The organism is Acidovorax sp. (assembly GCF_046339755.1).
In the GTDB taxonomy this organism is placed as follows: Bacteria; Pseudomonadota; Gammaproteobacteria; order Burkholderiales; family Burkholderiaceae_C; genus Acidovorax.
The window spans coordinates 12154-35090 of sequence record NZ_JBKDTZ010000302.1 but is presented as its reverse complement, the minus strand read 5'-3'; the positions used below and the strand labels follow the sequence as shown (position 1 = coordinate 35090).

At 67.3% G+C, this 22937-nt stretch carries 24 protein-coding genes and 1 riboswitch; of the genes, 16 read left to right on the top strand and 8 right to left on the bottom strand.

From position 1 onward, the window contains the following. The 3 genes from ACK59X_RS25925 to ACK59X_RS25915 all read right to left on the bottom strand — a co-directional run. Positions 1 to 851 (bottom strand): GTP-binding protein (locus tag ACK59X_RS25925; protein ID WP_409961360.1); only part of this gene is annotated, 851 nt, incomplete at its 3' end. Positions 852 to 1121: 270 nt separating this feature from the next. After that, complete coding sequence (locus tag ACK59X_RS25920) at positions 1122 to 1892, bottom strand: SDR family oxidoreductase (protein ID WP_409961359.1); 771 nt, start codon at positions 1890 to 1892, stop codon at positions 1122 to 1124. 76 nt (positions 1893 to 1968) lie between these two features. After that, the gene (locus ACK59X_RS25915) at positions 1969 to 2607 is read right to left on the bottom strand and encodes a TetR/AcrR family transcriptional regulator (protein WP_409961358.1); all 639 of its coding nucleotides are present in this window, start codon (positions 2605 to 2607) and stop codon (positions 1969 to 1971) included. Between the two features lie 78 nt (positions 2608 to 2685). Here ACK59X_RS25915 and ACK59X_RS25910 point away from each other — a divergent pair, with 78 nt between their 5' ends. The 6 genes from ACK59X_RS25910 (at position 2686) to ACK59X_RS25885 (ending at position 8714) form a co-directional block, all read left to right on the top strand. Continuing rightward, positions 2686 to 3777, top strand: a complete 1092-nt coding sequence (locus ACK59X_RS25910) for a DUF2855 family protein (protein ID WP_409961356.1) — start codon at positions 2686 to 2688, stop codon at positions 3775 to 3777. Positions 3778 to 3813: 36 nt separating this feature from the next. Continuing rightward, positions 3814 to 3892: riboswitch (S-adenosyl-L-homocysteine riboswitch) on the top strand. Positions 3893 to 3966: 74 nt separating this feature from the next. Next, positions 3967 to 5400: an adenosylhomocysteinase gene (ahcY, locus tag ACK59X_RS25905; RefSeq protein ID WP_409961354.1), complete on the top strand. Its 1434-nt coding sequence runs from the start codon at positions 3967 to 3969 to the stop codon at positions 5398 to 5400. A 112-nt stretch (positions 5401 to 5512) separates the two neighbouring features. After that, the gene (locus ACK59X_RS25900) at positions 5513 to 6514 is read left to right on the top strand and encodes a TlyA family RNA methyltransferase (protein WP_409961352.1); all 1002 of its coding nucleotides are present in this window, start codon (positions 5513 to 5515) and stop codon (positions 6512 to 6514) included. Beyond that, the gene (gene metF, locus ACK59X_RS25895) at positions 6511 to 7362 is read left to right on the top strand and encodes a methylenetetrahydrofolate reductase [NAD(P)H] (protein WP_409961350.1); all 852 of its coding nucleotides are present in this window, start codon (positions 6511 to 6513) and stop codon (positions 7360 to 7362) included. The genes ACK59X_RS25900 and metF overlap by 4 nt, the downstream gene beginning before the upstream one ends. Positions 7363 to 7414: 52 nt before the next feature. Then, entirely contained in the window at positions 7415 to 8029 is a 615-nt protein-coding gene (locus ACK59X_RS25890) for a hypothetical protein (RefSeq protein WP_409961348.1), read from the top strand. Continuing rightward, a complete protein-coding gene (locus tag ACK59X_RS25885) occupies positions 8010 to 8714 on the top strand; it encodes a septal ring lytic transglycosylase RlpA family protein (protein WP_409961346.1) in 705 nt (234 codons plus the stop codon). Before ACK59X_RS25890 ends, ACK59X_RS25885 begins: the two co-directional genes overlap by 20 nt. Positions 8715 to 8725: 11 nt before the next feature. Here the strand turns inward: ACK59X_RS25885 and ACK59X_RS25880 are convergent, their stop codons facing one another. Then, entirely contained in the window at positions 8726 to 9613 is an 888-nt protein-coding gene (locus ACK59X_RS25880) for a 23S rRNA (adenine(2030)-N(6))-methyltransferase RlmJ (RefSeq protein ID WP_409961345.1), read from the bottom strand. A gap of 299 nt (positions 9614 to 9912) precedes the next feature. Here ACK59X_RS25880 and ACK59X_RS25875 point away from each other — a divergent pair, with 299 nt between their 5' ends. From ACK59X_RS25875 to mdtD, 7 genes are all read left to right on the top strand, one after another. Next, entirely contained in the window at positions 9913 to 11802 is a 1890-nt protein-coding gene (locus ACK59X_RS25875) for a serine/threonine protein kinase (RefSeq protein WP_409961343.1), read from the top strand. A gap of 203 nt (positions 11803 to 12005) precedes the next feature. Beyond that, the gene (rplM, locus tag ACK59X_RS25870; RefSeq protein WP_056414298.1) at positions 12006 to 12437 is read left to right on the top strand and encodes a 50S ribosomal protein L13; all 432 of its coding nucleotides are present in this window, start codon (positions 12006 to 12008) and stop codon (positions 12435 to 12437) included. An 11-nt stretch (positions 12438 to 12448) separates the two neighbouring features. Beyond that, complete coding sequence (gene rpsI / locus ACK59X_RS25865) at positions 12449 to 12841, top strand: 30S ribosomal protein S9 (RefSeq protein WP_007856955.1); 393 nt, start codon at positions 12449 to 12451, stop codon at positions 12839 to 12841. A 93-nt stretch (positions 12842 to 12934) separates the two neighbouring features. Beyond that, a complete protein-coding gene (locus ACK59X_RS25860) occupies positions 12935 to 13648 on the top strand; it encodes a DUF6776 family protein (RefSeq protein ID WP_409961341.1) in 714 nt (237 codons plus the stop codon). Positions 13649 to 13761: 113 nt separating this feature from the next. Beyond that, on the top strand, positions 13762 to 14187 hold the full coding sequence (locus ACK59X_RS25855) for a polymer-forming cytoskeletal protein (protein ID WP_409961339.1): 426 nt from the start codon (positions 13762 to 13764) through the stop codon (positions 14185 to 14187). Between the two features lie 34 nt (positions 14188 to 14221). Then, positions 14222 to 14587, top strand: coding sequence for an iron-sulfur cluster insertion protein ErpA (gene erpA / locus ACK59X_RS25850; protein ID WP_007856958.1), 366 nt, complete (start codon positions 14222 to 14224; stop codon positions 14585 to 14587). Between the two features lie 98 nt (positions 14588 to 14685). Beyond that, positions 14686 to 16107, top strand: a complete 1422-nt coding sequence (mdtD, locus tag ACK59X_RS25845; protein ID WP_409961337.1) for a multidrug transporter subunit MdtD — start codon at positions 14686 to 14688, stop codon at positions 16105 to 16107. A gap of 4 nt (positions 16108 to 16111) precedes the next feature. On the opposite strand, the gene ACK59X_RS25840 is transcribed toward mdtD, so the two are convergent. Both ACK59X_RS25840 and ACK59X_RS25835 read right to left on the bottom strand, forming a co-directional pair. Next, positions 16112 to 17260 (bottom strand): anhydro-N-acetylmuramic acid kinase, encoded by a 1149-nt coding sequence (locus ACK59X_RS25840; protein ID WP_409961335.1) that lies wholly within the window; start codon positions 17258 to 17260, stop codon positions 16112 to 16114. 131 nt (positions 17261 to 17391) lie between these two features. Then, complete coding sequence (locus ACK59X_RS25835) at positions 17392 to 18750, bottom strand: peptidoglycan DD-metalloendopeptidase family protein (RefSeq protein WP_409961333.1); 1359 nt, start codon at positions 18748 to 18750, stop codon at positions 17392 to 17394. A 200-nt stretch (positions 18751 to 18950) separates the two neighbouring features. Between ACK59X_RS25835 and tyrS the strand changes: the two genes are divergently transcribed. Beyond that, complete coding sequence (gene tyrS / locus ACK59X_RS25830; RefSeq protein WP_409961332.1) at positions 18951 to 20183, top strand: tyrosine--tRNA ligase; 1233 nt, start codon at positions 18951 to 18953, stop codon at positions 20181 to 20183. A gap of 78 nt (positions 20184 to 20261) precedes the next feature. On the opposite strand, the gene ACK59X_RS25825 is transcribed toward tyrS, so the two are convergent. Next, positions 20262 to 21260, bottom strand: a complete 999-nt coding sequence (locus ACK59X_RS25825) for a LysR substrate-binding domain-containing protein (RefSeq protein ID WP_409961330.1) — start codon at positions 21258 to 21260, stop codon at positions 20262 to 20264. Positions 21261 to 21389: 129 nt separating this feature from the next. On the opposite strand from ACK59X_RS25825, the gene ACK59X_RS25820 reads away from it, so the two are divergent. Together ACK59X_RS25820 and ACK59X_RS25815 are read left to right on the top strand one after the other, a co-directional pair. Beyond that, entirely contained in the window at positions 21390 to 21923 is a 534-nt protein-coding gene (locus ACK59X_RS25820) for a DUF2917 domain-containing protein (RefSeq protein ID WP_409961328.1), read from the top strand. Positions 21924 to 22063: 140 nt separating this feature from the next. Next, positions 22064 to 22459: a DUF2917 domain-containing protein gene (locus ACK59X_RS25815; RefSeq protein ID WP_409961326.1), complete on the top strand. Its 396-nt coding sequence runs from the start codon at positions 22064 to 22066 to the stop codon at positions 22457 to 22459. Positions 22460 to 22526: 67 nt separating this feature from the next. Here the strand turns inward: ACK59X_RS25815 and ACK59X_RS25810 are convergent, their stop codons facing one another. After that, positions 22527 to 22934: a BLUF domain-containing protein gene (locus ACK59X_RS25810; RefSeq protein ID WP_409961325.1), complete on the bottom strand. Its 408-nt coding sequence runs from the start codon at positions 22932 to 22934 to the stop codon at positions 22527 to 22529. Positions 22935 to 22937: the final 3 nt, after the last annotated feature.

Here is a 22937-nt window from a genome sequence, read left to right as displayed (position 1 = left end):
ACCAGCACCGTGCTCGTGCGCGGCTGCGGGGCGGGGGCCAGGTCCACGAGTGCGTCCAGCACCTCCATCACGCCGAAGTTGTTGACGCCCGAGCCGAAGAACACCGGCGTCTGCTTGCCGGCCAGGAAGGCTTCGTGGTCCCAGGCCGGCGAGGCGCCGGTGGCCAGCTCCATGCTGTCCATGGCGGTGTCGAACTCGGGGCCGAAGCGGGCCTGCAGCGCGGCGCGGTCCGACAGCGGCATGGTCTCGAAGTCCTGCGGCCGGCGCTCGCTGCCGGATTCGAACACCGTCATGGTCTTCGTGCGCAGGTTGATGATGCCGCCGAAGGCTTTGCCCTGGCCCACCGGCCAGGTCATGGGGCAGCAGGGCATGCCCAGCTCGCGCTCCACCTCGTCCATGATGTCCAGCGGGTCGCGCACTTCGCGGTCCATCTTGTTCACGAAGGTGATGATGGGCGTATCGCGCTGGCGGCAGACCTCGATCAGGCGGCGCGTCTGCGCTTCTACACCGTTGGCCGCGTCGATCACCATGAGTGCCGAGTCCACGGCGGTGAGCACGCGGTAGGTGTCTTCCGAGAAGTCCTTGTGGCCGGGCGTGTCGAGCAGGTTGATTACGTGCTCGCGGTACAGCATCTGCATCACCGACGAGGCCACCGAGATGCCGCGCTGCTTTTCGATCTCCATCCAGTCCGAGGTGGCATGGCGGCTGGCCTTGCGGCCCTTGACCGCGCCGGCGATCTGGATCGCGCCCGAGAACAGCAGCAGCTTTTCGGTCAGCGTGGTCTTGCCCGCGTCGGGGTGGGAAATGATGGCAAAGGTGCGGCGGCGCCGGGTTTCGGGGGCGTAGGACACAGGGAATTCCAGGGAAGGGGGTGGGCAGCTCGCTGCGGCAAGGGCCTGCGGCAGTCGGCGCGGCAGGCGCTCACGCGCCCGGATATGCCGATTTTACCGGGCTCGCGACCCGGCCCCCTCTGCGGCCGTATCTCAATTGCTCCACCGCGCTTGGTACGACGCGCGACCGGTGAAACTGGCGCAGCCCAAGCCAGCGCCCCCGTGCAAGAGCCGCCCCGCCGCACCGGGGGCGTCCCCTCAGGGGGATGGCGCGAAGCGACTCAGGGGGAGTCATTGTTCTTGTGCGTGGCGTGCGTACATCTTCTGCATGCCGCCCAGCCAGCGCTCGTAGTCCTGGCCCTTGTTGCGGAAGTACTGGGCCACCTCGGGGTGGGGCAGCACCAGGAAGCGCCCGTCCTGCATGGCGGCCAGCACGTCGCCTGCGACCTGCTCGGGCGGCAGGATGCCGTCGTGCGAGGCCGAGCCGCCATCGCCCGTGACCATGGCGGTCTGCACCGACTGCGGGCACAGGCAGGCCACGCCCACGCCCTTGCGGCCATAAGCGATGCGCAGCCACTCGGCAAAGGCCACGGCCGCATGCTTGGTCACGGCATAGGGCGCGGATTCGACGATGGTCAGCAGCCCGGCGGCCGAGGCGGTGACGAGGAAGAAGCCCTCGCCGCGCTCCACCATCTCGGGCACCACGGCGCGCGCGGCCCAGACATGGGCCATGCCGTGGATGTTCCACATCGCGTCCCACAGCGGGTCTTCGAGCTCGATGCCGCCCGGCCGGCCCAGGATGCCGGCGTTGGAGAGGTAAGCGTCCACACGGCCGTACTGCTCGCGCGTGGTGGCCACCAGGGCCTTTATGTCGGCCTCGCGCGAGACATCGCAGCGCACGGCCAGGCCGCCGATCTCGTCGGCCACGGCCTGGGCCGGCTCCAGGTGCAGGTCGGCCACGACCACGGCGCGCGCGCCCTCGGCGGCAAAGCGCCGCGCCATGCTGCGGCCGATGCCGCTGGCGCCGCCGGTGACGATGATGACCTTGTCCTTCGGGTCCATGGGAAATGCTCCTTCTGCTGTGAGGGCGCCAGTGTGGAGCGGGCGGCCGGGGCCGGCAGCCGCGCAGGTGACAAGCTCAGCGCGGCGGGCGCAGGGCCGCGCAGCACAGCGTTTCCACGCCCCGGGCCCATTGCCGCATCCCGTCCGGGCCCAGTTGCAGCAGCAGGGCATAGCGCCGCCCGCCCCATGCAGACAGGTGCAGCGCCTGTGCCAGCTCCGGCCCTGGTGGGTGGGGCAGGTCGGTGCAGGCGGCCATCACCCGGCCCCAGGCGGCGGCCAGTTCCTCGTGCACGCGCAGGTGGTGGTGCGGCTCGGCCATGGCGCCTTCCAGCGCCAGCATGTCGGGGTGGAAGGGGGGCAGCTCGGGCGCATCCACCCCGCACAACAGGCGCACCAGGTGGTGGATGCGCTGCTCCCAGGGCAGGCCGGCGGGCTGCACGGCCTCGCGCTCGATGGCAGCGAGCAGCGCTTCGATGCAGTGGCGCACATAACCCGAGAGCAGGGCCGTCTTGTTGGGGAAGTAGTCGTAGAGCGTGCCCACCGCGATGCCGGTCTCCAGCGCGACGTTGCACGTGGTGAGTTTCTCCCAGCCGTCGCGCTGCCAAATCCGAACAAAGGCGTCGTAGATGGCCTGCACGGTGAAGCGTGCGCGGGCCTGGTGCGGCCGTTTCAGGGGCCTGGCGGCTGCGGCGGCGCTGGCGGGCGGGGCCTTCATCGGTTTCCGAACCCGCTCTCGGGCCGGGCGCCATAAAGTGACCGCAGCACTTTTTCACCACCGTACCGGAGATACACCATGACCATGCTGACCCGCCTGTTGACCGACAAGAATGCATTGAATCACACCCGCACCGAGCAGTCGCCCCTGGTGCCGCTGCAGCCCGGCGAGGCCATTCTGCGCGTGGACCGCGTGGCCGTGACCACCAACAACATCACCTATGCGGCCTTCGGCGATGCCATGCGCTACTGGGATTTCTTCCCCACCGGCGCAGCGGGCTGGGGCCACATGCCGGTGTGGGGCTTTGCCGAGGTGGTGGCATCCGACGTGGAGGGCGTGGTCGTGGGCGAGCGCTTCTATGGCTACTGGCCGATTGCCAGCCATTTGCGCATGCAGCCCGTGCGCGTGACGGCGCGCGGCTTCTACGATGGCGCGGAGCACCGCCAGGGCCTGACCTCGGCCTACAACCAGTACACGCGCTGCAGCGCAGACCCGGCCTACCGCGCCGAAGACGAGAACTGGCAGATGCTGGTGCGGCCCTTGTTCATCACCTCGTTCATGCTGGCGGACTTTCTGTCGGACAACGCGTTCTTTGGCGCGCGGCGCCTGGTGTTCTCCAGCGCGTCGAGCAAGACGGCCTTCGGTACGGCGTTCTGCCTGCAGGGGCAGGAGGGCATCGAGCGGGTGGCCCTCACCTCGCCACGCAACAGCGCCTTCGTGCAGGGCCTGGGGTGCTACGAGCGCACGGTGGCCTATGGCGAACTGGAGGCGCTCGGCACGGATGTGCCCACGCTGTACGTGGACTTCTCGGGCGACGAGGACCTGCGCGCACGCGTGCACCACCACTTGGCCGATGCGCTGGTCTATGACTGCTATGCGGGCTCGGCGCAGAACACGCATTTCCTGCGCGATACCGCCTTGCCCGGGCCGGCCCCCGCGTTCTACTTCGCGCCGGTGCAGATCAAGAAACGCAATGCCGACTGGGGGCCGGAGCTGGTGAACCAGAAGTTCAACGCCGCGCAGCGCGCCTTCATCGAACGCATCAGCGACGCCCGCCAGCCCTGGATGCGGGTGCAGGAACATGCGGGCTTTGCCGCCGCGCAGGCGCTGGTGGAGGACCTGCATGCCGGGCGCATCGACCCGCAGCTGGGCCATGTCGTCACGCTGTAGCGGTGGCATGCCGGATGCTTTTACTTATAATGCGCGCATCCGAGGAGCGTTGCAGCGTCCCCAGCACTGGCGGGGCGTGAGGCTCGGAGTCATCTAGCAACGACGCTCATCCACTTCTCGTGTGGTGAGCCTTCCGTCTCATCCCCGCGCGGCAAGTGGCTTTTCAAACATGCTTTGGAGCACACCATCATGAACGCACGCGTCGACGCCCCGGTCAATACCGACTGCATCATTGCCGACATCGGCCTGGCCGCCTGGGGCCGCAAGGAAATCCGCATCGCCGAAACCGAGATGCCCGGCCTGATGGCCATCCGCGAGGAATTCGCACCCCAGCAGGCGCTCAAGGGCGCCCGCATCACCGGCAGCCTGCACATGACGATCCAGACCGCCGTGCTGATCGAGACGCTGCAGGCCCTGGGCGCCCAGGTGCGCTGGGCAGCTTGCAACATCTTCTCCACGCAGGACCATGCTGCCGCGGCCATCGCGTCCAACGGCACGCCCGTGTTCGCCGTCAAGGGTGAAACCCTGGCCGAGTACTGGGACTACACCCACCGCATCTTCGACTTCGGCCCCGCCGGCAGCGAAGGCGAAGGCCCCAACCTGATCCTGGACGACGGTGGCGACGCCACGCTGCTGATGCACCTGGGCCAGCGCGCCGAGAAGGACGCATCGCTGCTCGACAACCCCACCAGCGAAGAAGAGACCTGCCTGTACGCCTCCATCAAGGCCAAGCTGGCCGTGGACCCGACCTGGTACACCCGCAAGAGCGCCCAGATCATCGGCGTGACCGAAGAAACCACCACCGGAGTGCACCGCCTGAAGGAAATGTCGGCCAAGGGCACGCTGCTGTTCCGCGCGATCAACGTGAACGACTCGGTGACCAAGAGCAAGTTCGACAACCTGTACGGCTGCCGCGAGTCGCTGGTGGACGGCATCAAGCGTGCCACCGACGTGATGATCGCCGGCAAGGTGGCCTGCGTGGCCGGCTACGGCGACGTGGGCAAGGGCAGCGCCCAGGCCTTGCGTGCGCTGTCGGCCCAGGTCTGGGTGACCGAGATCGACCCCATCAACGCCCTGCAGGCCGCGATGGAAGGCTACAAGGTCGTGACCATGGAATATGCCGCCGACAAGGCCGACATCTTCGTGACCACCACCGGCAACAAGGACGTGATCACCCACGAGCACATGAAGGCCATGAAGGACCAGGCCATCGTCTGCAACATCGGCCACTTCGACAACGAAATCCAGGTCGCCACGCTCGAGCAGTACCAGTGGGAAGAGATCAAGCCCCAGGTGGACCACGTGATCTTCCCGGACGGCAAGCGCATCATCCTGCTGGCCAAGGGCCGCCTGGTGAACCTGGGCTGCGGCACGGGCCACCCCAGCTTCGTGATGTCCAGCTCGTTCGCCAACCAGACCATTGCCCAGATCGAGCTGTTCATGCACAAGGACCGCTACGAGAACGGCCAGGTCTACGTGCTGCCCAAGCACCTGGACGAAAAGGTCGCACGCCTGCACCTGAAGAAGGTCGGCGCCATGCTGACCGAACTGTCCGACGAACAGGCCGCCTACATCGGCGTGTCCAAGCAAGGCCCTTACAAGCCTGACACCTACCGCTACTGATCGGCTGTCGCCGCAGGCGCTCCTTCCCTCAAGGGAGGGGTGCCGGTCGCGGCGAAAGCATTCCTGCCTTCGAGGCCTTGAAATCCATTGCCCTCGGGTGAGAGAGTGAAGTATGCGCGCAGATGTTTTTTTGGTGGAATCCGGCCATGCGGCCACGCGCTCGCAGGCGCAGCGCCTGATCGCGGCCGGGGTGGAGTGGCGCCTTTCGCCGCTGGCGCCCTGGCAGAAGGTGGCCAAGAACGGGGACGACATCCCGTCGGTGGCCGAGGTGCGGCTGCTCGACGGGGCCGAGGCGAAGTACATCTCGCGCGGCGGCCTCAAGCTCGAGGGCGCGCTCGCGGCCACGAAGCTGTCGGTAGATGGATTGCGCTGCCTGGACGTGGGCCAGAGCACCGGGGGATTCACCGACTGCCTTCTGCAGCAGGGCGCGGCCCAGGTGATCGGCGTGGATGTGGGCCAGGGACAGCTGCACGAGCGGCTGCGCAATGACCTGCGCGTGGTGGGCGTCGAAGGGCTCAATGCCCGCGCCATGACGGCCCAATCGCTGCAGGAAGCCTGCGAGGAAGCCTTGTCCGAATACGTGGAAACGGACATCGACGACAACGACACCCAGCCCGTCGCGCCCTATGCGTGGATGCGCAATGGCGGTGAGGTGGGTGATGAATACGACGACAGCGACGATGCCAGGGAGCAGGATGTGGAGTCCTTCAAGGCCGAGCGTGCCGCCAAGGCGCGTGCGCGGGCCGAAGGCACTGTGCCCAAGGAGCGCCGCCGCAGGGCCGGGCGCGAAGGCGTGGACATCACGCCCGCGTTCGACCTGGTCACGGGCGATCTGTCCTTCATCTCGCTCACGCTCGTGCTGCCCGCGCTGGTGCCGCTGATGAAGCCCGGCAGCAACCTGCTGATGCTGGTCAAGCCGCAGTTCGAATTGCAGCCCGGCCAGGTGGGCAAGGGCGGCATCGTGCGCGATGAGTCCCTGTACGCGGTGGTCGAGCAGCGCATCCGCGACTGCTGTGCCGGCTTGGGCCTTGGCGTGCTGGCCTGGCTGGACAGCCCCATCAGCGGGGGCGACGGCAACCGCGAATTCTTTGTATTTGCAAGGAGGGCCGCATGAATGCAGCCAAGGCGCAGGCCACCGGCTTCCCGGTGAGCCTCGAATTCTTTCCCCCCAAGACGCCGGCCGGTGCCGACAAGCTGCGCGCCGAACGCCAGCAGCTGTATGCGCTGAACCCCGAGTTCTGCTCGGTGACCTATGGCGCGGGTGGGTCCACCCAGGACGGCACCTTCGGTACCGTGCGCGAGATCCTGGCCGAGGGTGTGCCCGCCGCCTCGCACTTCTCGTGCATCGGTGCCACGCGCGCGTCGGTGCGCGAGCAGCTGGGCCAGCTCAAGGCCATGGGCGTCAAGCGCTTGGTGGCCCTGCGCGGTGACCTGCCCAGCGGCTATGGCGCGGGCGGCGAATTCCAGTACGCCAGCGACCTGGTGGCCTTCATCCGGGCCGAGACCGGGCGCGACTTCCACATCGAAGTGGCCGCCTACCCCGAGGTGCATCCGCAGGCGCGCTCGCCCGAGTCCGACCTCCGGGCCTACCTGGCCAAGGTGCAGGCGGGCGCGGACGCGGCCATCACCCAGTATTTCTACAACGCGGACTCCTATTTCCGCTTCGTGGACGACGTACAGGCCCTGGGCGCCGGCATCCCGGTGGTGCCCGGCATCATGCCGATCACCAGTTCCACCCAACTGATGCGCTTCTCGGACGCCTGCGGTGCCGAGATCCCGCGCTGGATCCGCCTGCGCCTGCAGGCCTTCGGCGACGACACGGCGAGCATCAAGGCCTTTGGCCTCGATGTGGTGACGGACCTGTGCGACCGGCTGCGCAGCGAGGGCGTGCCCGCACTGCACTTCTACACCATGAACCAGAGCGCCGCCACCCTCGAAATTTGCCGCCGGCTGGTCCTGTAGCCAGGCCCAAACGGTAATATTCACACCCTTTGTTTCATTTTTCTGGTGCGCCATGAAGGTTGTATTTGCCGTGATGCTGGCCCTGCTGGGTGGACTGGGTGCGTCGGGTGTGGGGGCGCAGACGCGCTACCACTGCCGCGATGCCTATGGGAATGACTATGCCCTGTCGCGGCCATGTCCCAGTGGTACCACCACCCGGACGGTGGAGGTGGCCCCTGTCACACCTTCGTACTCGTACAGCCAGCCTTCCCGTTCCACCACGGTGGTGCGCACCGCCCCCGAGGTGCCGGACCACTACAGCTACATGAGTGGGCGCTGCCGCTCGCTGGATGAAAACATCCGCAATGCCTATTCGCGCAAGATCGCGGCCGACGTGGTGCAGGGCATGCGCAACGAGTACCGCCGCGACTGCGCCCAGGAGGAGCGCGATGCGTCGAACCGCATGTACGACGAGCGCCGTGCCGGTGACCGCCAGCGCCGCGAAGAGGAGCGCTCTGCCCAGGCTGCGGCCGACTTGGCGCGCCAGCAGGACGCCCGCCAGGCCCAGCAGTGTGCCGAATCGCAGCGCATCCTGAACACCAAGAAGGCCCGCACCGATCTCACCGAGGGAGAGCGGGCCGACCTCAAGCGTTTTGAAGAGGCGTTTCTTGCGCGCTGCAAGCGCTGACTTTTTGCGAGGAGCCGCCTGTGCGCTGCTGGCCTGCCTGCTGGGGTGGCCGGCCGCGTGGGGCGAAGAAGCCGGTTTGCGCCTGGATGGCGCCACGGGCAGCGAGCTGCGGGTGCCGCCGGACCCGGCCGAGACCCTGCCCTTGCGCCCCGTGACTGCGGGGTCGCCGGGACTGTCCCGCCCCAGCCTGTCGGCGGAGGCTGCGGACATGGATGATGACGATGATGACGCCCCCGGTGCGGACGAGGGCCCGCTGGAAACGGGCCTGGCCTCGTGGTACGGCCAGCGCTTTCACCGGCGCCGCACGGCCAGCGGCGAGCTGTTCGACATGAATGCCATGACGGCGGCGCACCGTACGCTGGCCTTTGGCACCCGCATCTGCGTGCGCGACCGGGAAACCGGCAAGGGCGTGGTGGTGCGGGTCAACGACCGCGGCCCGCACGTGGCCAACCGCATCGTGGACCTGAGCCGCGGCGCGGCCCTGGCCCTGGGGGTGCAAGGGGGGCTCAAGCCGGTGGATGTATTCCCCGTGGGAGGCGATGCCGTCACCTGCCCACCGGTTCCCATCGACAATCTCCCGCAGCGCTTTTCCCTGCCTGCGGCCCAGGAAGCACAGGCGCCAGCGGCCAGCAGCCGCCGCAGCCGTGCGGGTATGGGCCCGCCGCGCCTGCTGCGTGCCCCCTGAGCCCTGGCCGTCTATCCGCCGGACTCCAGCGTGTGCGTGGCGTTGCGGTCTTGCGCCAGCAGTTCCGCCATCTGGGGCAAGGCGTCCTTGAGCGCCGCCTTGAGCGTGAAGGGCGGGTTGATCAGGAACATGCCGCTGGCCGGCAGGCCGGGGCGCTTGGTCTCGCCGCTGGCGGTTTCGGTCATCTTGCTGGACTTGACGGTCAGCGTGGCATGCAGCCAGCCCTTGCCGGCCTTGGTGGCCAGGGTCTTGAGGCGGCGCGGCAGGTCATGGGCTTCGGGGCGCGGGATGATCGGGTACCAGAAGGCATAGGTGCCCGTGGCAAATCGCTTGAGCGAATCCGCCGCCATGTCGAGCACCTTGCCGTAGTCGTTCTTCATCTCGTAGCTGGGGTCGCACAGCACCAGGGCGCGCCGCGACGGCGGGGGCAGGAATTTCCGGATGCCCTCGAACCCGTCCTCGTGCAGCACCGCCACCTGGCGGCCGGCCTCCAGCTGGGCCACGTTGCCTGCCAGGGCGCGCAGATCGGTGGGGTGCAGCTCGAACAGCTTGAGCTTGTCGTGGTCGCGCAGCAGGCGCTGGATGATGAAGGGCGAACCGGGGTAGACGCGCGTGGCTGCGCCCTGGTTGAAGGCGCGCACCAGGTCCACGTAGGCCTGCAAGGCAGGCTTGAGCGCAGGCACATCGGGCGCGACCAGCCGGGCAATGCCGTCGGCCGATTCGGCGCTGGTGTTGGCGTAGTCGCCATCGAGCCGGTACAGGCCTGCGCCTGCATGGGTGTCCAGCACGGCCAGGGCCGCGTCTTTCTCGGTAAGGTGCTGCAGGGTGGCAATCAGCACCGTGTGCTTGAGCACGTCGGCGTGGTTGCCTGCATGGAAGGCGTGGCGGTAACTGAACATGCCCCAATGGTAACGATTGTCAGCGCCCGGGCCGATATTTCCAGGGTCATCGCCCCAACAGACCGCGCATTCGCCGTCAATCGGGTCTTTCAGCCGCCACAGGTGGCATGGACAATGCAGTACAGGGCAGAATTGCGTGCTGGGAGGATCCTGCGTGACGTTTTTGGCAGATATGTGGCTTTTTGTTTCAACGCCACCGGCTGTCATGCATCATGATCGCTGGTGGGCCGCTGGGCGGCCCCTCGCAGCAGTTTCCTGACCGCTCTCACGGCGGCCTCTCCCGCCAGTCTTTTTGCACCATGACCGAAACCTCTCGCCCTGCTCCTGCCAGTGCCGTCAGCCATGTCGATGCGCTGCCGCCCGGGACGCGGCTGGCCGAATTCGAGATCCTGGCGCTGCTCGGGGTGGGCGGCTTCGGCATGGTCTACAAGGCCTTCGACCATTCGCTGCACCGGGCGGTGGCCATTAAGGAGTACATGCCTTCGGCGCTGGCCGGGCGCGCCCAGGGCCAGTCGCTGTGGGTGCGTTCCTCGTCCGACCAGCAGACCTTCCACGCCGGCCTTGAATCCTTTGTGGGCGAGGCCCGCCTGCTGGCCCAGTTCGACCACCCCTCGCTGGTCAAGGTGTTCCGCTTCTGGGAGGCCAACAACACCGCCTACATGGTCATGCCGCTGTACACGGGCATGACCTTCAAGCAGGCGCGCGCCCAGATGCGTACGCCACCGCCCGAGGAGTGGCTGCGCAAGCTGCTGTGGTCGGTGCTGGGTGCGCTGCGCGTGCTGCACGACGGCAAGACGCTGCACCGGGACAGCTCGCCCGACAACATCGTCCTGCAGGACAACGGGCCGCCGGTGCTGCTGGACCTGGGCGCGGCGCGCCATGCGATCAACGACAAGGACCACAAGCACACGGCGGTGCTCAAGGTGAACTACGCGCCCATCGAGCAGTATTCCGAAGGCGACGATGATCTGCGCCAGGGTCCCTGGAGCGACCTGTACTCGCTGGCGGCCGTGATGCATGGCTGCCTGTGCAACGACACGCCCCTGCCAGCCACCCTGCGCTCCATCAAGGACCGCATGGTGCCGTTCTCGCGCGTGGCCAAGACCGTCAAGAAGCAGCTGGGCGTCGAGTACTCGCCGGCCTTCGTGGCCGCGGTCTCGCAGGCGCTGTCGCTGCAGCCGGAAGACCGGCCCCAGAGCATCGATGCCTTCCTGCAGCTGATGGAGATGACCACCCCACCGGAGGGCGTGGACCATTTCGACTTTCGCGCCGACCTGGGTGATATCTGGGTGGAGCCGGCCGACCAGCCCGGCCCTGGCCTGCTGACCCCGACGGTGGATGTCACGGCAGCACCGGCCATCGTGGCTGAAATTGCGGTTCAGACCAACAAGGCGCTCGAGGCAGCAGGCGCAGACGCTGCTGTCGAGGGATACCCCGACACGGTCCAGAGGGGCGTGGCAGACACCGTCTTCATGGACCCTGCCGACACCCAGGCCATGGTGACTGCCGACCATGATCGCAAGTCGGCGCGCCATGGTCGCGGTGAGGCCAGCGGCGCTGCCGGCCGGGTGCGCGCCGCGTTGACGGAGTCCGAGCGCGCCGCGGCCGCCCTGGCGGCGCGTGCCGGGCGTTCGCCGAACCGGATGCCGGTATGGCTGGCGCTGGGCGCCGCCGGGCTGGCCGTGGCCGCCGCCGGAGTCTGGTGGACGCAGGGTCCCGGCCAGAAGGCCGCCCCGGCAGACGACATCATCACCGAGATGGCGGAGCCCGCACCCGCGGCCTCCGAGGCGGTGGCCGTTCTGGCGCCGCCAGCGGAGCCGGCATCCGACATGGCCAGCGCCCCCCTGGCCGCCACTTCGGGTGCGGCCGATGCCGCGTCGGCGGCCGTGGTGGCCAAGCCCGCACCCAAGCCGAAGCGCGTGGTGGCCTCCGAGCCGGCACCCGCGCCCGTCGTGGTCCACGAGGAGCCGGCCCCACCGCCCCCCCCGCCGCCGCCGGTGGAGCGCCCGCGCCCCGCGCCGGTGCGCGTGCCGTCGCCGCAGGAGGTGTGCGCCGACTCCAGCTTCCTGGGGCGCCCCATGTGCATCCATAACGAATGCCAGAAGCCTTCCCAGGCGGCAACACCCATTTGCGTGGAGAACAAGCGCCGCTACGAGGCGGAAGAGGCGCGCCGCCGCCAGTCGCCCTGAGGGTCAGGCCGGCCCTGGGACCCCTGGCAGGGGCCGTGGTAGTGCGGTGCTTGCGCTGAATGCCCGGTAATTCGTATAATCGAGGGCTTCGCAGCGCCTTGTGGTCCCGCGGCGAGGAATTTCATGCCACCTAAGAGGCTTCCCTCAGAGAAGCACCGACCGTGGAAAAGGACCCGCCAAACCCTCTTCATAAGAGAAAACTCATGACTACTACTTTCAGCGCCAAGCCCGCTGAGGTCGTGCACGAGTGGTTTGTGATTGACGCGACCGACAAGGTCCTCGGACGAGTAGCCAGCGAAGTTGCTCTCCGTTTGCGCGGCAAACACAAGGCCATTTACACGCCTCACGTCGATACCGGTGACTTCATCGTCATCATCAACGCCGCCCAGCTCAAGGTCACCGGCACCAAGTCCCTGGACAAGGTGTACTACCGCCACTCGGGTTATCCCGGCGGCATCACGGCCACGAACTTCCGCGACATGCAAGCCAAGCACCCCGGCCGCGCGCTGGAGAAGGCCGTCAAGGGCATGCTGCCCAAGGGTCCCCTGGGCTACGCAATGATCAAGAAACTCAAGGTGTATGGCGGTGCTGAGCATCCCCACACCGCCCAGCAGCCCAAGGCGCTGGAAATCTAAGGAGCCTTGAGATGATTGGTGAATGGAACAATGGCACCGGCCGTCGCAAGTCCAGCGTCGCCCGCGTGTTTCTGAAAAAAGGCACTGGCAAGATCACGGTGAACGGCAAGGACATCCAGTCCTACTTCGGCCGCGAAACCTCGATCATGATCGCCAAGCAGCCGCTCGCGCTGACCAACCATGTCGAAACCTTCGACATCCAGATCAACGTGCACGGTGGTGGTGAATCCGGCCAGGCCGGCGCTGCCCGCCACGGCATCACCCGCGCCCTGATCGACTACGACGCGACGCTCAAGCCCGCACTGAGCCAAGCCGGCTTCGTGACGCGCGATGCCCGCGAAGTGGAACGCAAGAAGGTCGGTCTGCACTCCGCACGCCGCGCCAAGCAGTTCTCCAAGCGTTAAGCTCGGGTCGCCCTGCAAAAAAACCGCCTTCGGGCGGTTTTTTCGTTTATGGTGCGCTCTCTTCGTTTTTGAGCCATCGGTTTCTTTTCTTCCATGCGTTTGCGACTTCTTCGCCGCCGGCTGACCATCAGCGCCCCCCGCGTGGCCATCCGCAGCGCCATGCCCTGGCCGGTGCGCTGGCTGATGCTGGCCGTGGTCTTCGGGCTGTGTGCCGCCGTGGCCCTGTGGGCCTTCGAATTCGGCAAGTCCATTGCAGGGCTCGATTCCGGCGCGCGCGAAGAACTGGTGCGCCTGCGTGGCGAGGTGGCACGGCTGGTCGAGGAGACGCAGCGCCAGCATGCCGTCTCGCAGACCGCCGAGAGCATCCTCACGGCCGACCGGGCCACCTTGCAGACCCTGATGGCCCAGGTGCGGCAGCTCGAGGCCGAGAACCGCACGCTGCGCGAGGACCTCGGGTTCTTCGAGCGGCTCATTCCTGCGGGCTCCACCGAAGGCGTGGCCATCCGTGGCCTGCATGCCGAAATCGTGGGCGGCATGCAGGTGCGCTGGCAGGTGCTGCTGATCCAGGCGGCCCGCAATGCAACGGAATTCAATGGCAAGCTGGAACTGGTGCTGGCGGGCACGCAGGACGGCAAGCCATGGACCCAGACCTTTCCCCAGAGTGCGCCCCTGCAATTGCGCCAGTACCGGCGCCTGGAGGGAATGTTGACCCTGCCGCCCGATGCCGTGGTAAAAACCGTGACCGCGCGGGTGCTGGATGGCAGCACGCTGCGCACCTCCCAGACCATGGCGCTGGCTGCTGAGTAGCGGTGGCTGGCCGGCCAAGGTGCCTTGCCAATTTTTCACAGATGCGGGTGGCGGCCTGCCGCGGCCCGGTGGCTGAGGCCGGCCGCGATCCCCTGACCCAGGAGCCCTGACCCATGTTTTCCCGCAAGAAGCAGCCCCCGATCAAGAGCCTGGTGGCCCATGGCACCCGCATCGACGGCAATGTGCTGTTCGGCGAGGGGATGCGCATCGATGGCGAGGTGGTGGGCGACATCCGCTCGGGCACCGAGCAGCCCAGCATCCTGGTGATCTCGGAAACCGCCCGGGTCGAGGGCGCCGTGCATGCCGACCATGTGATCGTCAACGGCACGGTGACCGGGCCGGTGCATGCGGCCGAGTTGCTGGAGCTGCAGCCCAAGGCGCGCATCACGGGCAATGTGCACTACAAGGCGCTGGAGATGCACCAGGGCGCCATGATCACCGGCCAGATGTGCCCCCTGGCGGTGGTGGCCGACGAAAAGCCCCCACTGCAGTTGTCGTCAAAGCCAGCGGCCGCTGAATCTCCGACTGCTTTGCAGTAGTATTGGCGCAAACCCTGATAACGGAGTCCCACCCATGAGCGCAGTTGCCGAGAACATCCAGACCGAAATGCCCGCCCCCATCCTGTTCACCGACAGCGCGGCGGCCAAGGTGGCGGACCTGATCGCGGAAGAAGGCAATCCGGACCTCAAGCTGCGCGTCTTCGTGCAGGGTGGTGGCTGCTCGGGCTTCCAGTACGGCTTCACGTTCGACGAGATCACGAACGATGACGACACCACCATGACCAAAAATGGCGTCTCGCTGCTGATCGACGCCATGAGCTACCAGTACCTGGTCGGTGCCGAGATCGACTACAAGGAAGACCTGCAAGGCGCCCAGTTCGTGATCAAGAACCCCAACGCCACCACCACCTGCGGCTGCGGCTCCAGCTTCTCGGCCTGAGGACGCCGGGTCGTGCGCACGGCCCCTGTCCCCGCAACAAGCCGCCTCCGGGCGGCTTTTCATTTGGCGCCCCCGATTTCTCCGTAGCCTGGCAGCGCATGCAGCAAGAACAATCCCGCAAGGTCCTTCTCTGGCTGGTGGCCATCGGCTTCTTCATGCAGACGCTGGACGCCACCATCGTCAACACCGCGCTGCCCGCCATGGCCAGGAGCCTGGGCGAGAGCCCGCTGCAGATGCAGTCCGTGGTGGTGGCCTATTCGCTGGCCATGGCCATGCTGATCCCGGCCTCGGGCTGGCTGGCCGATCGTTTTGGCTCGCGTCGCGTGTTCTTTTCGGCCATCGTGCTGTTCGTGATCGGCTCGGTGTGCTGCGCCCTGGCGCAGAACCTGGCGCAACTGGTGGCGGCGCGCGTGGTGCAGGGCCTGGGCGGGGCGCTGCTGTTGCCCGTGGGGCGGCTGGTGGTGCTGCGCACCTTTCCGCGCGAGCAGTTCCTGCAGGCCATGAGCTTCGTGGCCATTCCGGGCCTGATCGGCCCGCTGATCGGCCCCACGCTGGGCGGCTGGCTGGTGGAGGCCGTGTCCTGGCACTGGATTTTTTTGATCAACGTGCCCGTGGGCCTGGTGGGCTGCATCGCCACGCTGCGCTACATGCCTGGCGAGCCGGTCACCTTCGTGCCGCGTTTTGACCTGGCGGGCTACCTGATGCTGGCCTTCGGCATGGTGTCGCTGTCGCTGGCGCTCGACGGCCTGGCGAGCATGGGCCTGCGCCAGGCCAGTGTGCTGGTGCTGATGGTGTTTGGCCTGGCCAGCCTGGTGGCCTACTGGCTGCATGCGGCACGGCGGGCGGATCCGCTGTTCTCGCCCAGCCTGTTCTCCGTGGACACGCTGCGCATCGGCTTGCTGGGCAACCTGTTCTCGCGCCTGGGCAGCTCGTGCATGCCCTTTCTGATCCCGCTGCTGCTGCAGGTCCCCATGGGCTACTCGCCGATGCAGGCGGGCATGATGATGCTGCCGGTGGCCATTGCCGGCATGTCGATGAAGCGCTTCACCACGCCGCTGATCACGCGCTTCGGCTACCGCCAGGTGCTGGTGGGCAATACGCTGATGGTGGGCCTGGTCATGGCCAGCTTCGGCCTGGCCGACCCGGGGCAGCCGCTGTGGCTGCGCGTACTGCAACTGGCGGTGTTCGGTGCCGTCAATTCGCTGCAGTTCACGGCCATGAACACCGTCACGCTCAAGGACCTGGACCATGCCACGGCCAGCAGCGGCAACAGCCTGCTGTCCATGGTGCAGATGCTGGCCATGGGCATGGGGGTGGCGGCGGCCGGCGCGGTGCTGGCGGCATTCACCGCCTTCTTCCATCCGCCGGGCGCGGCGCACACGCTCTCGGCCTTCCAGTCCACCTTTGCCTGCATGGGGCTGATCACGGTGGCATCTGCCGGCATCTTCTGGCAGCTGTCGCCCGAGGACCGGGCCAGCAGCAAGGCGGCCACCACGGCCGACGCTGCAGACCACGGATGAAGGTTCAGGCGGGGTAAAGGGCGCCCAGGATGCGCCCGCCAGCCGCGCCCGTCACGCTGGCCAGGTTGCCGGGCAGGCCCTTGATGGCCTGGCGCGCCAGCCAGGCGAAGGCGGCGGCCTCCACCTGCAGGGCAGGCAGGCCCAGCGCATCGGTTGCGATGACCTGGAAGGTGGGGCAGGCCGCTTGCAGGCGTGCCATCAGTTGCGTGTTGAGTGCACCGCCACCGCACACGGCCAAAGTCTCGGCGCCCGCGCCGTGGCGCTTGGCATCCGCGGCGCAGGCGAGGGCGGTGAACTCCGTGAGCGTGGCCTGTACATCCTGCGGGGCACAGGCCTGAAAGCCTTCGAGTCGACTGGCAAGCCAGGCGGGGTTGAACAGGTCGCGCCCCGTGCTCTTGGGCGGCGCCTTGTGCAGGAAGGGTTCCTGCCGCAGCAGGGCCAGCAGATCGTGCAGCACCTGGCCACTGGCGGCCCAGGCACCGCCTGCGTCGAAGGCCTGGCCGGTGTGCAACTGGCACCAATAGTCCATCAGTGCATTGCCGGGGCCGCAGTCGAAACCCAGGATCTGGCCGTCTGCGCAGAGCACGCTCAGATTGGAAATGCCGCCGATATTGAGCACCAGCATGGTTTCGCCGTTGCGACCGAAGACGCCCCGGTGGAAGGCCGGCACCAGCGGTGCGCCCTGGCCGCCAGCTGCCACGTCGCGGCTGCGAAAGTCCGCCACCACGGCAATGCCCGTGCATTCGGCCAACAGGGCGGGGTTGTTCAGCTGCAGCGTGTAGCCGGTGCCATCGAACTCCTGCGGGCGGTGGCGCACGGTCTGGCCGTGGGCGCCGATGGCGCAGATGGCCTGGGGCGCCAGGCCGCTGCGCGCGAGCAGGGTCTGCACCACGCCGGCATAGGCTCGGGCCAAGCCATTGCCGGCCAGGGCAGCACGGTGCAGCTCGTTGCTGCCGGGGGTGTTGAGCGCCAGGAGTTCTGCGCGCAGTTCGGGGGCGAAAGGGGCGCTGGCATGGTGGGTCACCACCATGCGGCCACCGGCGAAATCTGCCAGCACCCCGTCGATCCCGTCGAGCGAAGTGCCGGACATCAGGCCGATGTACAGCTCCGAAGTCGACGCGGCAGATGTTGCCGTGGAGTGCTCGATCACCATGGTGCTGTGGTGCGCACGCAATTCATGAGACTGGCACGTACCAGGCCAGAGCCGCCGCGCAAGGGCCGCCCCGCCGCGCTGGCGGCGTCCTCCCTCGGGGGAAGGCGCGAAGCGACTCAGGTGGGGGCACCTTATTCAGCGCTGGCCTGTTCGATGGAGGCTGCAGCTGAGAGCTGGATGCGCATGTTGGAGGCCAGGCGGTCGAACGCAGGGCGGGCAGCCTTGGACACCGGTGCGGCGGCATCGCTCGCGGCCACGATGGTCTGCGGATCCTGGTGCACGCCGTTCACGCGGAACTCGAAGTGCAGGTGCGGGCCGGTGGCCCAGCCCGTGGAACCCACGGCGCCGATGGTCTGTCCCTGTTCCACCGACTGGCCCTGGCGCACGTCGATGCGGCTCAGGTGGGCGTACACGGTGACGTGCTGGTTGCGGTGCTTGACGAAGACCACGTTGCCAAAGCCGTTCTGCACCCCGGCGAACTCCACCACGCCGTCGCCCACGGTGCGTGCGGGTGTGCCCGTGGGGGCTGCGAAGTCGGTGCCCAGGTGCGCGCGCCAGGTCTTCAGGATGGGATGCATGCGCATCTTGAAGCCGCTGGTCACGCGCGAGAACTCCACAGGCGAGGTCAGGTAGGCGCGGCGCATGCTTTCGCCGTCCAGCGTGTAGTAGGCGCCCTTGGTGGCGCCGGTGTCCTGGAACCAGATGGCCTGGTGGGTCTTGCTGTTGTTGACGAACTCGGCGCTCAGCACGCGGCCGCTGCTCAGCGGTTCGCCGTCGGCTTCCAGCGTTTCATAGACCACCGAGAAGCGGTCGCCCTTGCGCAGCGAACGGCGGAAATCGATGTTGCCCGAGAACAGTTCGGCCATCTGCACGGCCACGGCGTCGGGGATGTTGGAGGCATCGGTCGCGGCGAACAGCGAACTGTGGATCACGCCGCCGGCCAGGCGGCTGCTGGTCGTGAGCTTGGCGGTCTCGACGCGCGAGCTGAATTTCTCGCCCGTGCGCTCCACTATCAGGCGGCGGAAGTTGCCGCTGTCGTCGGGCACCCAGCGGGCGGTCAGGCGCACCAGGCGGTGGTCGTCGGTGGTCTCGGCCGACACGAAGCGGCCGGTGCGGCCCAGCATGTTCTGGCGCACCGTGCTGTCACCGCGCAGGAAGGCGGCGGCGGCCGGATCGGCCACGCCCATGCGCTGCAGCAGCGATTCAGGGGTGTCGCTGCTGCGCACCTGTTCGGAGCGGAAGAGCGAGAAACCGGGTGCATCGAGCTGGCCCAGCACCAGGTTCTCGGCCAGCGACTCCACCGGGTAGTTGACCATGCGCACAGGCATGTCGGCGGGATCGGGGGCGAACGAGGCGACGGCAAATGCGCCGCCGCCGCCGGTCAGCAGCAGGGCTGCAACGGCGGCGGTGATGTGCTTGGGGTGTTGTTGGATGCTACGGGACAGTCGGTCTAGCAAAGCCGCGCTGGCGGTGGTCAAGCCGTGAATCAAAGGTCTATCCCCAGTGTGAGAGTGATCTCCTGGCACTTCCCCGGTGCGAATACGGGGCAAGGCCAGGCGCACAGACTGTCTGTTTGCAGCGATTCGACAGGCAGGAAGCGGGTCGAAACAGCGGGCCCATTAGAATCCGCCTTCGCAATGTGGGCTGGAGTATAGCGGCGCACGCTGTCTAGACATCCCAAAAAACCCTTATGAATCAATCTGCTGTTACAACGAGCCCGGTCTCCGATGGTGTAGGACGGGCGCTTGAAATCTCGCTGCGCGGCGTGCAGGAACTGCTGCCCCAGGACGAATGGGTCAAGAAGCTGGCGCGCTCGGAAGCCACGGGCAAGCCCCTGCGCATCAAGCTGGGCCTGGACCCCACGGCACCCGACATCCACATCGGCCACACGGTGGTGCTCAACAAGATGCGGCAGTTGCAAGATCTGGGCCACCAGGTGATCTTCTTGATTGGAGACTTCACCAGCCTGATCGGCGACCCTTCGGGCCGCAACAGCACGCGCCCGCCGCTCACGTCCGAGCAGATCAAGGCCAACGCCGAGACCTACTACCGACAGGCCAGCATGGTGCTGGACCCGGCCAGGACCGAGATCCGCTACAACAGCGAGTGGAGCGAGCCCCTGGGCGCCGCCGGCATGATCCAGCTGGCCGCCAAGTACACGGTGGCGCGCATGATGGAGCGCGACGACTTCCACAAACGCTTTTCCACCGGCCAGTCCATCGCGGTGCATGAGTTTTTGTACCCGCTGATGCAGGGCTACGACTCGGTGGCGCTGCAGAGCGACCTGGAATTGGGCGGCACGGACCAGAAGTTCAACCTGCTCATGGGCCGCCACCTGCAGCAGGAATACGGCCAGGAGCCGCAGTGTGTGCTCACCATGCCGCTGCTGGTAGGCCTGGACGGAGTGGACAAGATGTCCAAGTCCAAGAACAACTACATCGGCATCACCGAAGAGCCCAACACCATGTTTGCCAAGGTGCTGTCGATCTCGGACACGCTGATGTGGGACTGGTACACCCTGCTGTCCTTCTTGTCCCTGGAGCAGATCGCGGCCCTCAAGGCCGAGGTGGCCGGCGGGCGCAACCCCAAGGACGCCAAGGTCATGCTGGCCAAGGAGATCACCACGCGCTTCCACAGCGCGGCGGCGGCCGAGGCGGCCGAGCAGGATTTCCAGAACCGCAGCAAGGGCGGTGTGCCCGACGAGATTCCCGAGGTCAGCCTGTCGGGGGCGCCGCTGGGCATCGGTGCCCTGCTCAAGGGCGCCAACCTGGCCCCGTCCAGCAGCGAAGCCGGCCGTCTGATCGATGGCTGTGGCGTGCGCGTGGATGGCAGCGTGGTCAGCGACAAAGGCCTCAAGCTCGACGCCGGCACCTATGTGGTGCAGGTGGGCAAGCGCAAGTTCGCCCGCATCACGCTGGGCTGATCTGATCCGCAGCGCTGGCGCCACTCCACGCCCTGCCGGTGCAAGCCGGCAGGGCGTTTTTCATGGTGTGGGTGGGGTTCAGTCGAAGTCGTCCACGGTGTCCGGGTCGGGCACATCGCCGACGGCCTCGCGCGTGGCCTTGGCCTGGATTTCCAGCCAGGCGCAGAAGGCCTTGATCTCGGGGCGGTGCGCGCTGCGCGGGCCCACCAGCAGCCAGTAGGCCAGGGGCGAGTCCAGGCGGTGGTTGGGCAGCAGTTCCACCAGGTCTCCTGCGGCCAGCGCATCGGCGATCAGCGGCATGCGGGCCAGCGCCAGGCCCTGGCCGCTCAGGGCGGCCTGCACGATCTGGTGGGCGTAGTTGAAGTACAGCCAGCGCTGGGGCTGCAGCTTGGGCTGGCCCTGGTTTTCGAACCAGCGCTGCCAGCTCAGGTATTCCAGGTGCGTGCTGCGGTGTGCGTCGCCCGCCTCGATCAGCGTGAACTGGGCCACGTCGGCCGGCGTGCGCACCGGCGGGCTGCTCTTGATGAGCCAGGGGCTGGCCACGATGGCCAGTTGCTCGCCGCACAGGCGCACTGCGCCGCGCGGCATGTTGGCCGGCAGGCTGTAGCGCAGCGCCAGGTCCACATCCGAAGTTTCCAGGTCCACGGGCACATCGGTGGCGTCGATGCGGATGTCGATGCCCGGGTTGTCGCGCTGGAACTCTTCCATGCGCGGAATCAGCCACATCGATGCAAAGCTGGCCCAGGTGGTGATGGCCACGCTGCGCCGCCCTGCCGTCTGGCGCACCAGGCGCACCGAGGCGTCCATGCGGTCCAGCGCCGGCGCCACCGAGCGCTGCAGCTGGGCGCCCGCGCTGGTCAGCTCCACCGCACGGGTGTGGCGCAGGAACAGGGCCACGCCCACTTCGTCCTCCAGGGCCTGGATCTGCCGGCTCACGGCCGATTGGGTCAGGGCCAGCTCGTCGGCCGCGGCGCGGAAGTTCAGGTGCCGTGCCACGGCCAGAAACGCGCGCCAGTGGCCGACGGCCACGGGGCGGGTGCGAGACAAGGGGGCGGGGGTGGGTTCGGCGTTCTGCATGCTCTGTGCTCCATCTCTATTCATGCGTTGGCGGCATCAATAGCGTACTGCGTTTTCATTGGACCGAAGGCCTCTGCAGGCGGATCATCCAGGCTCTACAACGTTTTTTCAAGCACCGAGGAGTCCACCATGCTGTCCCATACCGTTCTGGAATCGCAACAATCTGCCATCGCCGCCACGGCCGGCCGCGTGTTGGCCGGAAGCTGGAAGCTGGACGCGGGCCGTGCCATCACGCTGAACCCGCGTGAGCGCAGTGTGCTGGAAATCTCGCAGGGCCGGGTGTGGCTGTCGGTGGGGGCCAGGCCCGGCCATGCCGGCGATGCCACCGAGGACGTCGTGCTGGCCCAGGGGCAGGCCCTGGTCGTCGAAGCGGGCCAGCAGGTGGTGATGGAGTCCTGGTACCTGCGTGGCGGGGCGCCCAGTGCGGTGGCCTTCTGCTGGGATGTGGTGCCTGCCGTGGCCTTGGCGGCCGATCCGGCAGGGGATTGGGAGCTTGGCGTGGCGCAGCCGCTGCGTGACCTGGGCTGTGCCCTCGGCCAGGGCGGGCGTGCCGTGGCTGCTGCGGTGGCCGCCACCCTGGGCGCCAGCGGCAGGCTGGCCGCCGGCCTGCTGCGCTTTGCTCTGCATCGGATAGCACCCCAGCGAGTGCGCATGCACGCTTGAACAGGATATGGCCGTCAACGGTATCCGGCCATTTTTGGGATTGATGCCGAACTTGAATCAATCAGGCACTCGCAATTCATTGGACGCTTTTCAAGCACAAGCGCACCATAGAGGCCTATAGGGTTTACCAGGAGAAAGCCATGACCGCATCGAATGTTCTGCAATTGCAACCATCCAGCGTCTTCGGCCGCGTTGCGGCCAAGGACACCATCAACACGCTCAAGCCCGGCCAGGCCGTCAGCCTGACACCGCGCAAGCCCATGGCACTGCGCGTTGCCGAAGGCCAGGCCTGGGTGACCCTGGACGATGGGCCGCATGGCGCCAGCAGCGGGTCCGCAGGCGACGTCTTCCTGCAGGCCGGCCAGACGCTGTGGGTGGCCGCTGGCCAGCATGCGGTGGTCGAGACCCTGGGCAACCAGCGCCTGCAGTACCGCTGGGCGGTGCAGCCTTCGCGCTCCGCACCCAGCTGGTGGCAACGTGCTTCGCTCGGCATGACGGCCGTGCCCACCGTGGATGGCACGCCCTGCTGCGCCTGAACCGCGGGCTCAGAGGCACGCAACGGCCGCCTGGGCAACCGGGCGGCCGTTGTTGTTGGTGGATACGCTACCGGTGCAATTCCGCCCGCAGGGCTTCGAAGGCGGCCATGGCCGCCTCGCCGTCGAGCAGTTCGAGCCGTGCCAGAACCTCGGTGTCCTCGACCGGCGTGAAGGCCAGGCTGAACTGCCGGAAGCGCCGCTCGGCCAGGGGGCCGTGGTGCAGCACCTCCACCCGGGTGTGGCGCGTGTCGTCGCGGATGCGCTCGGTGAGCTTGAGCACCTCTTTCTGCGTGCCTTCCAGTTGCTGGCAAAAGCGCATGCCATCGAAGATCAGCAGACCGGTAATGCCCCGCCGCGCATTGTGCACGCGGGCGTGGCCGGCGATCTCGGCCACCACGGCCACGGGTTGCCGCTCGGCGAGGGTGCTGACGTACAGGGCTTCATAAAGGGCGCTGGAAGGGATGAGTGGTGACATAGG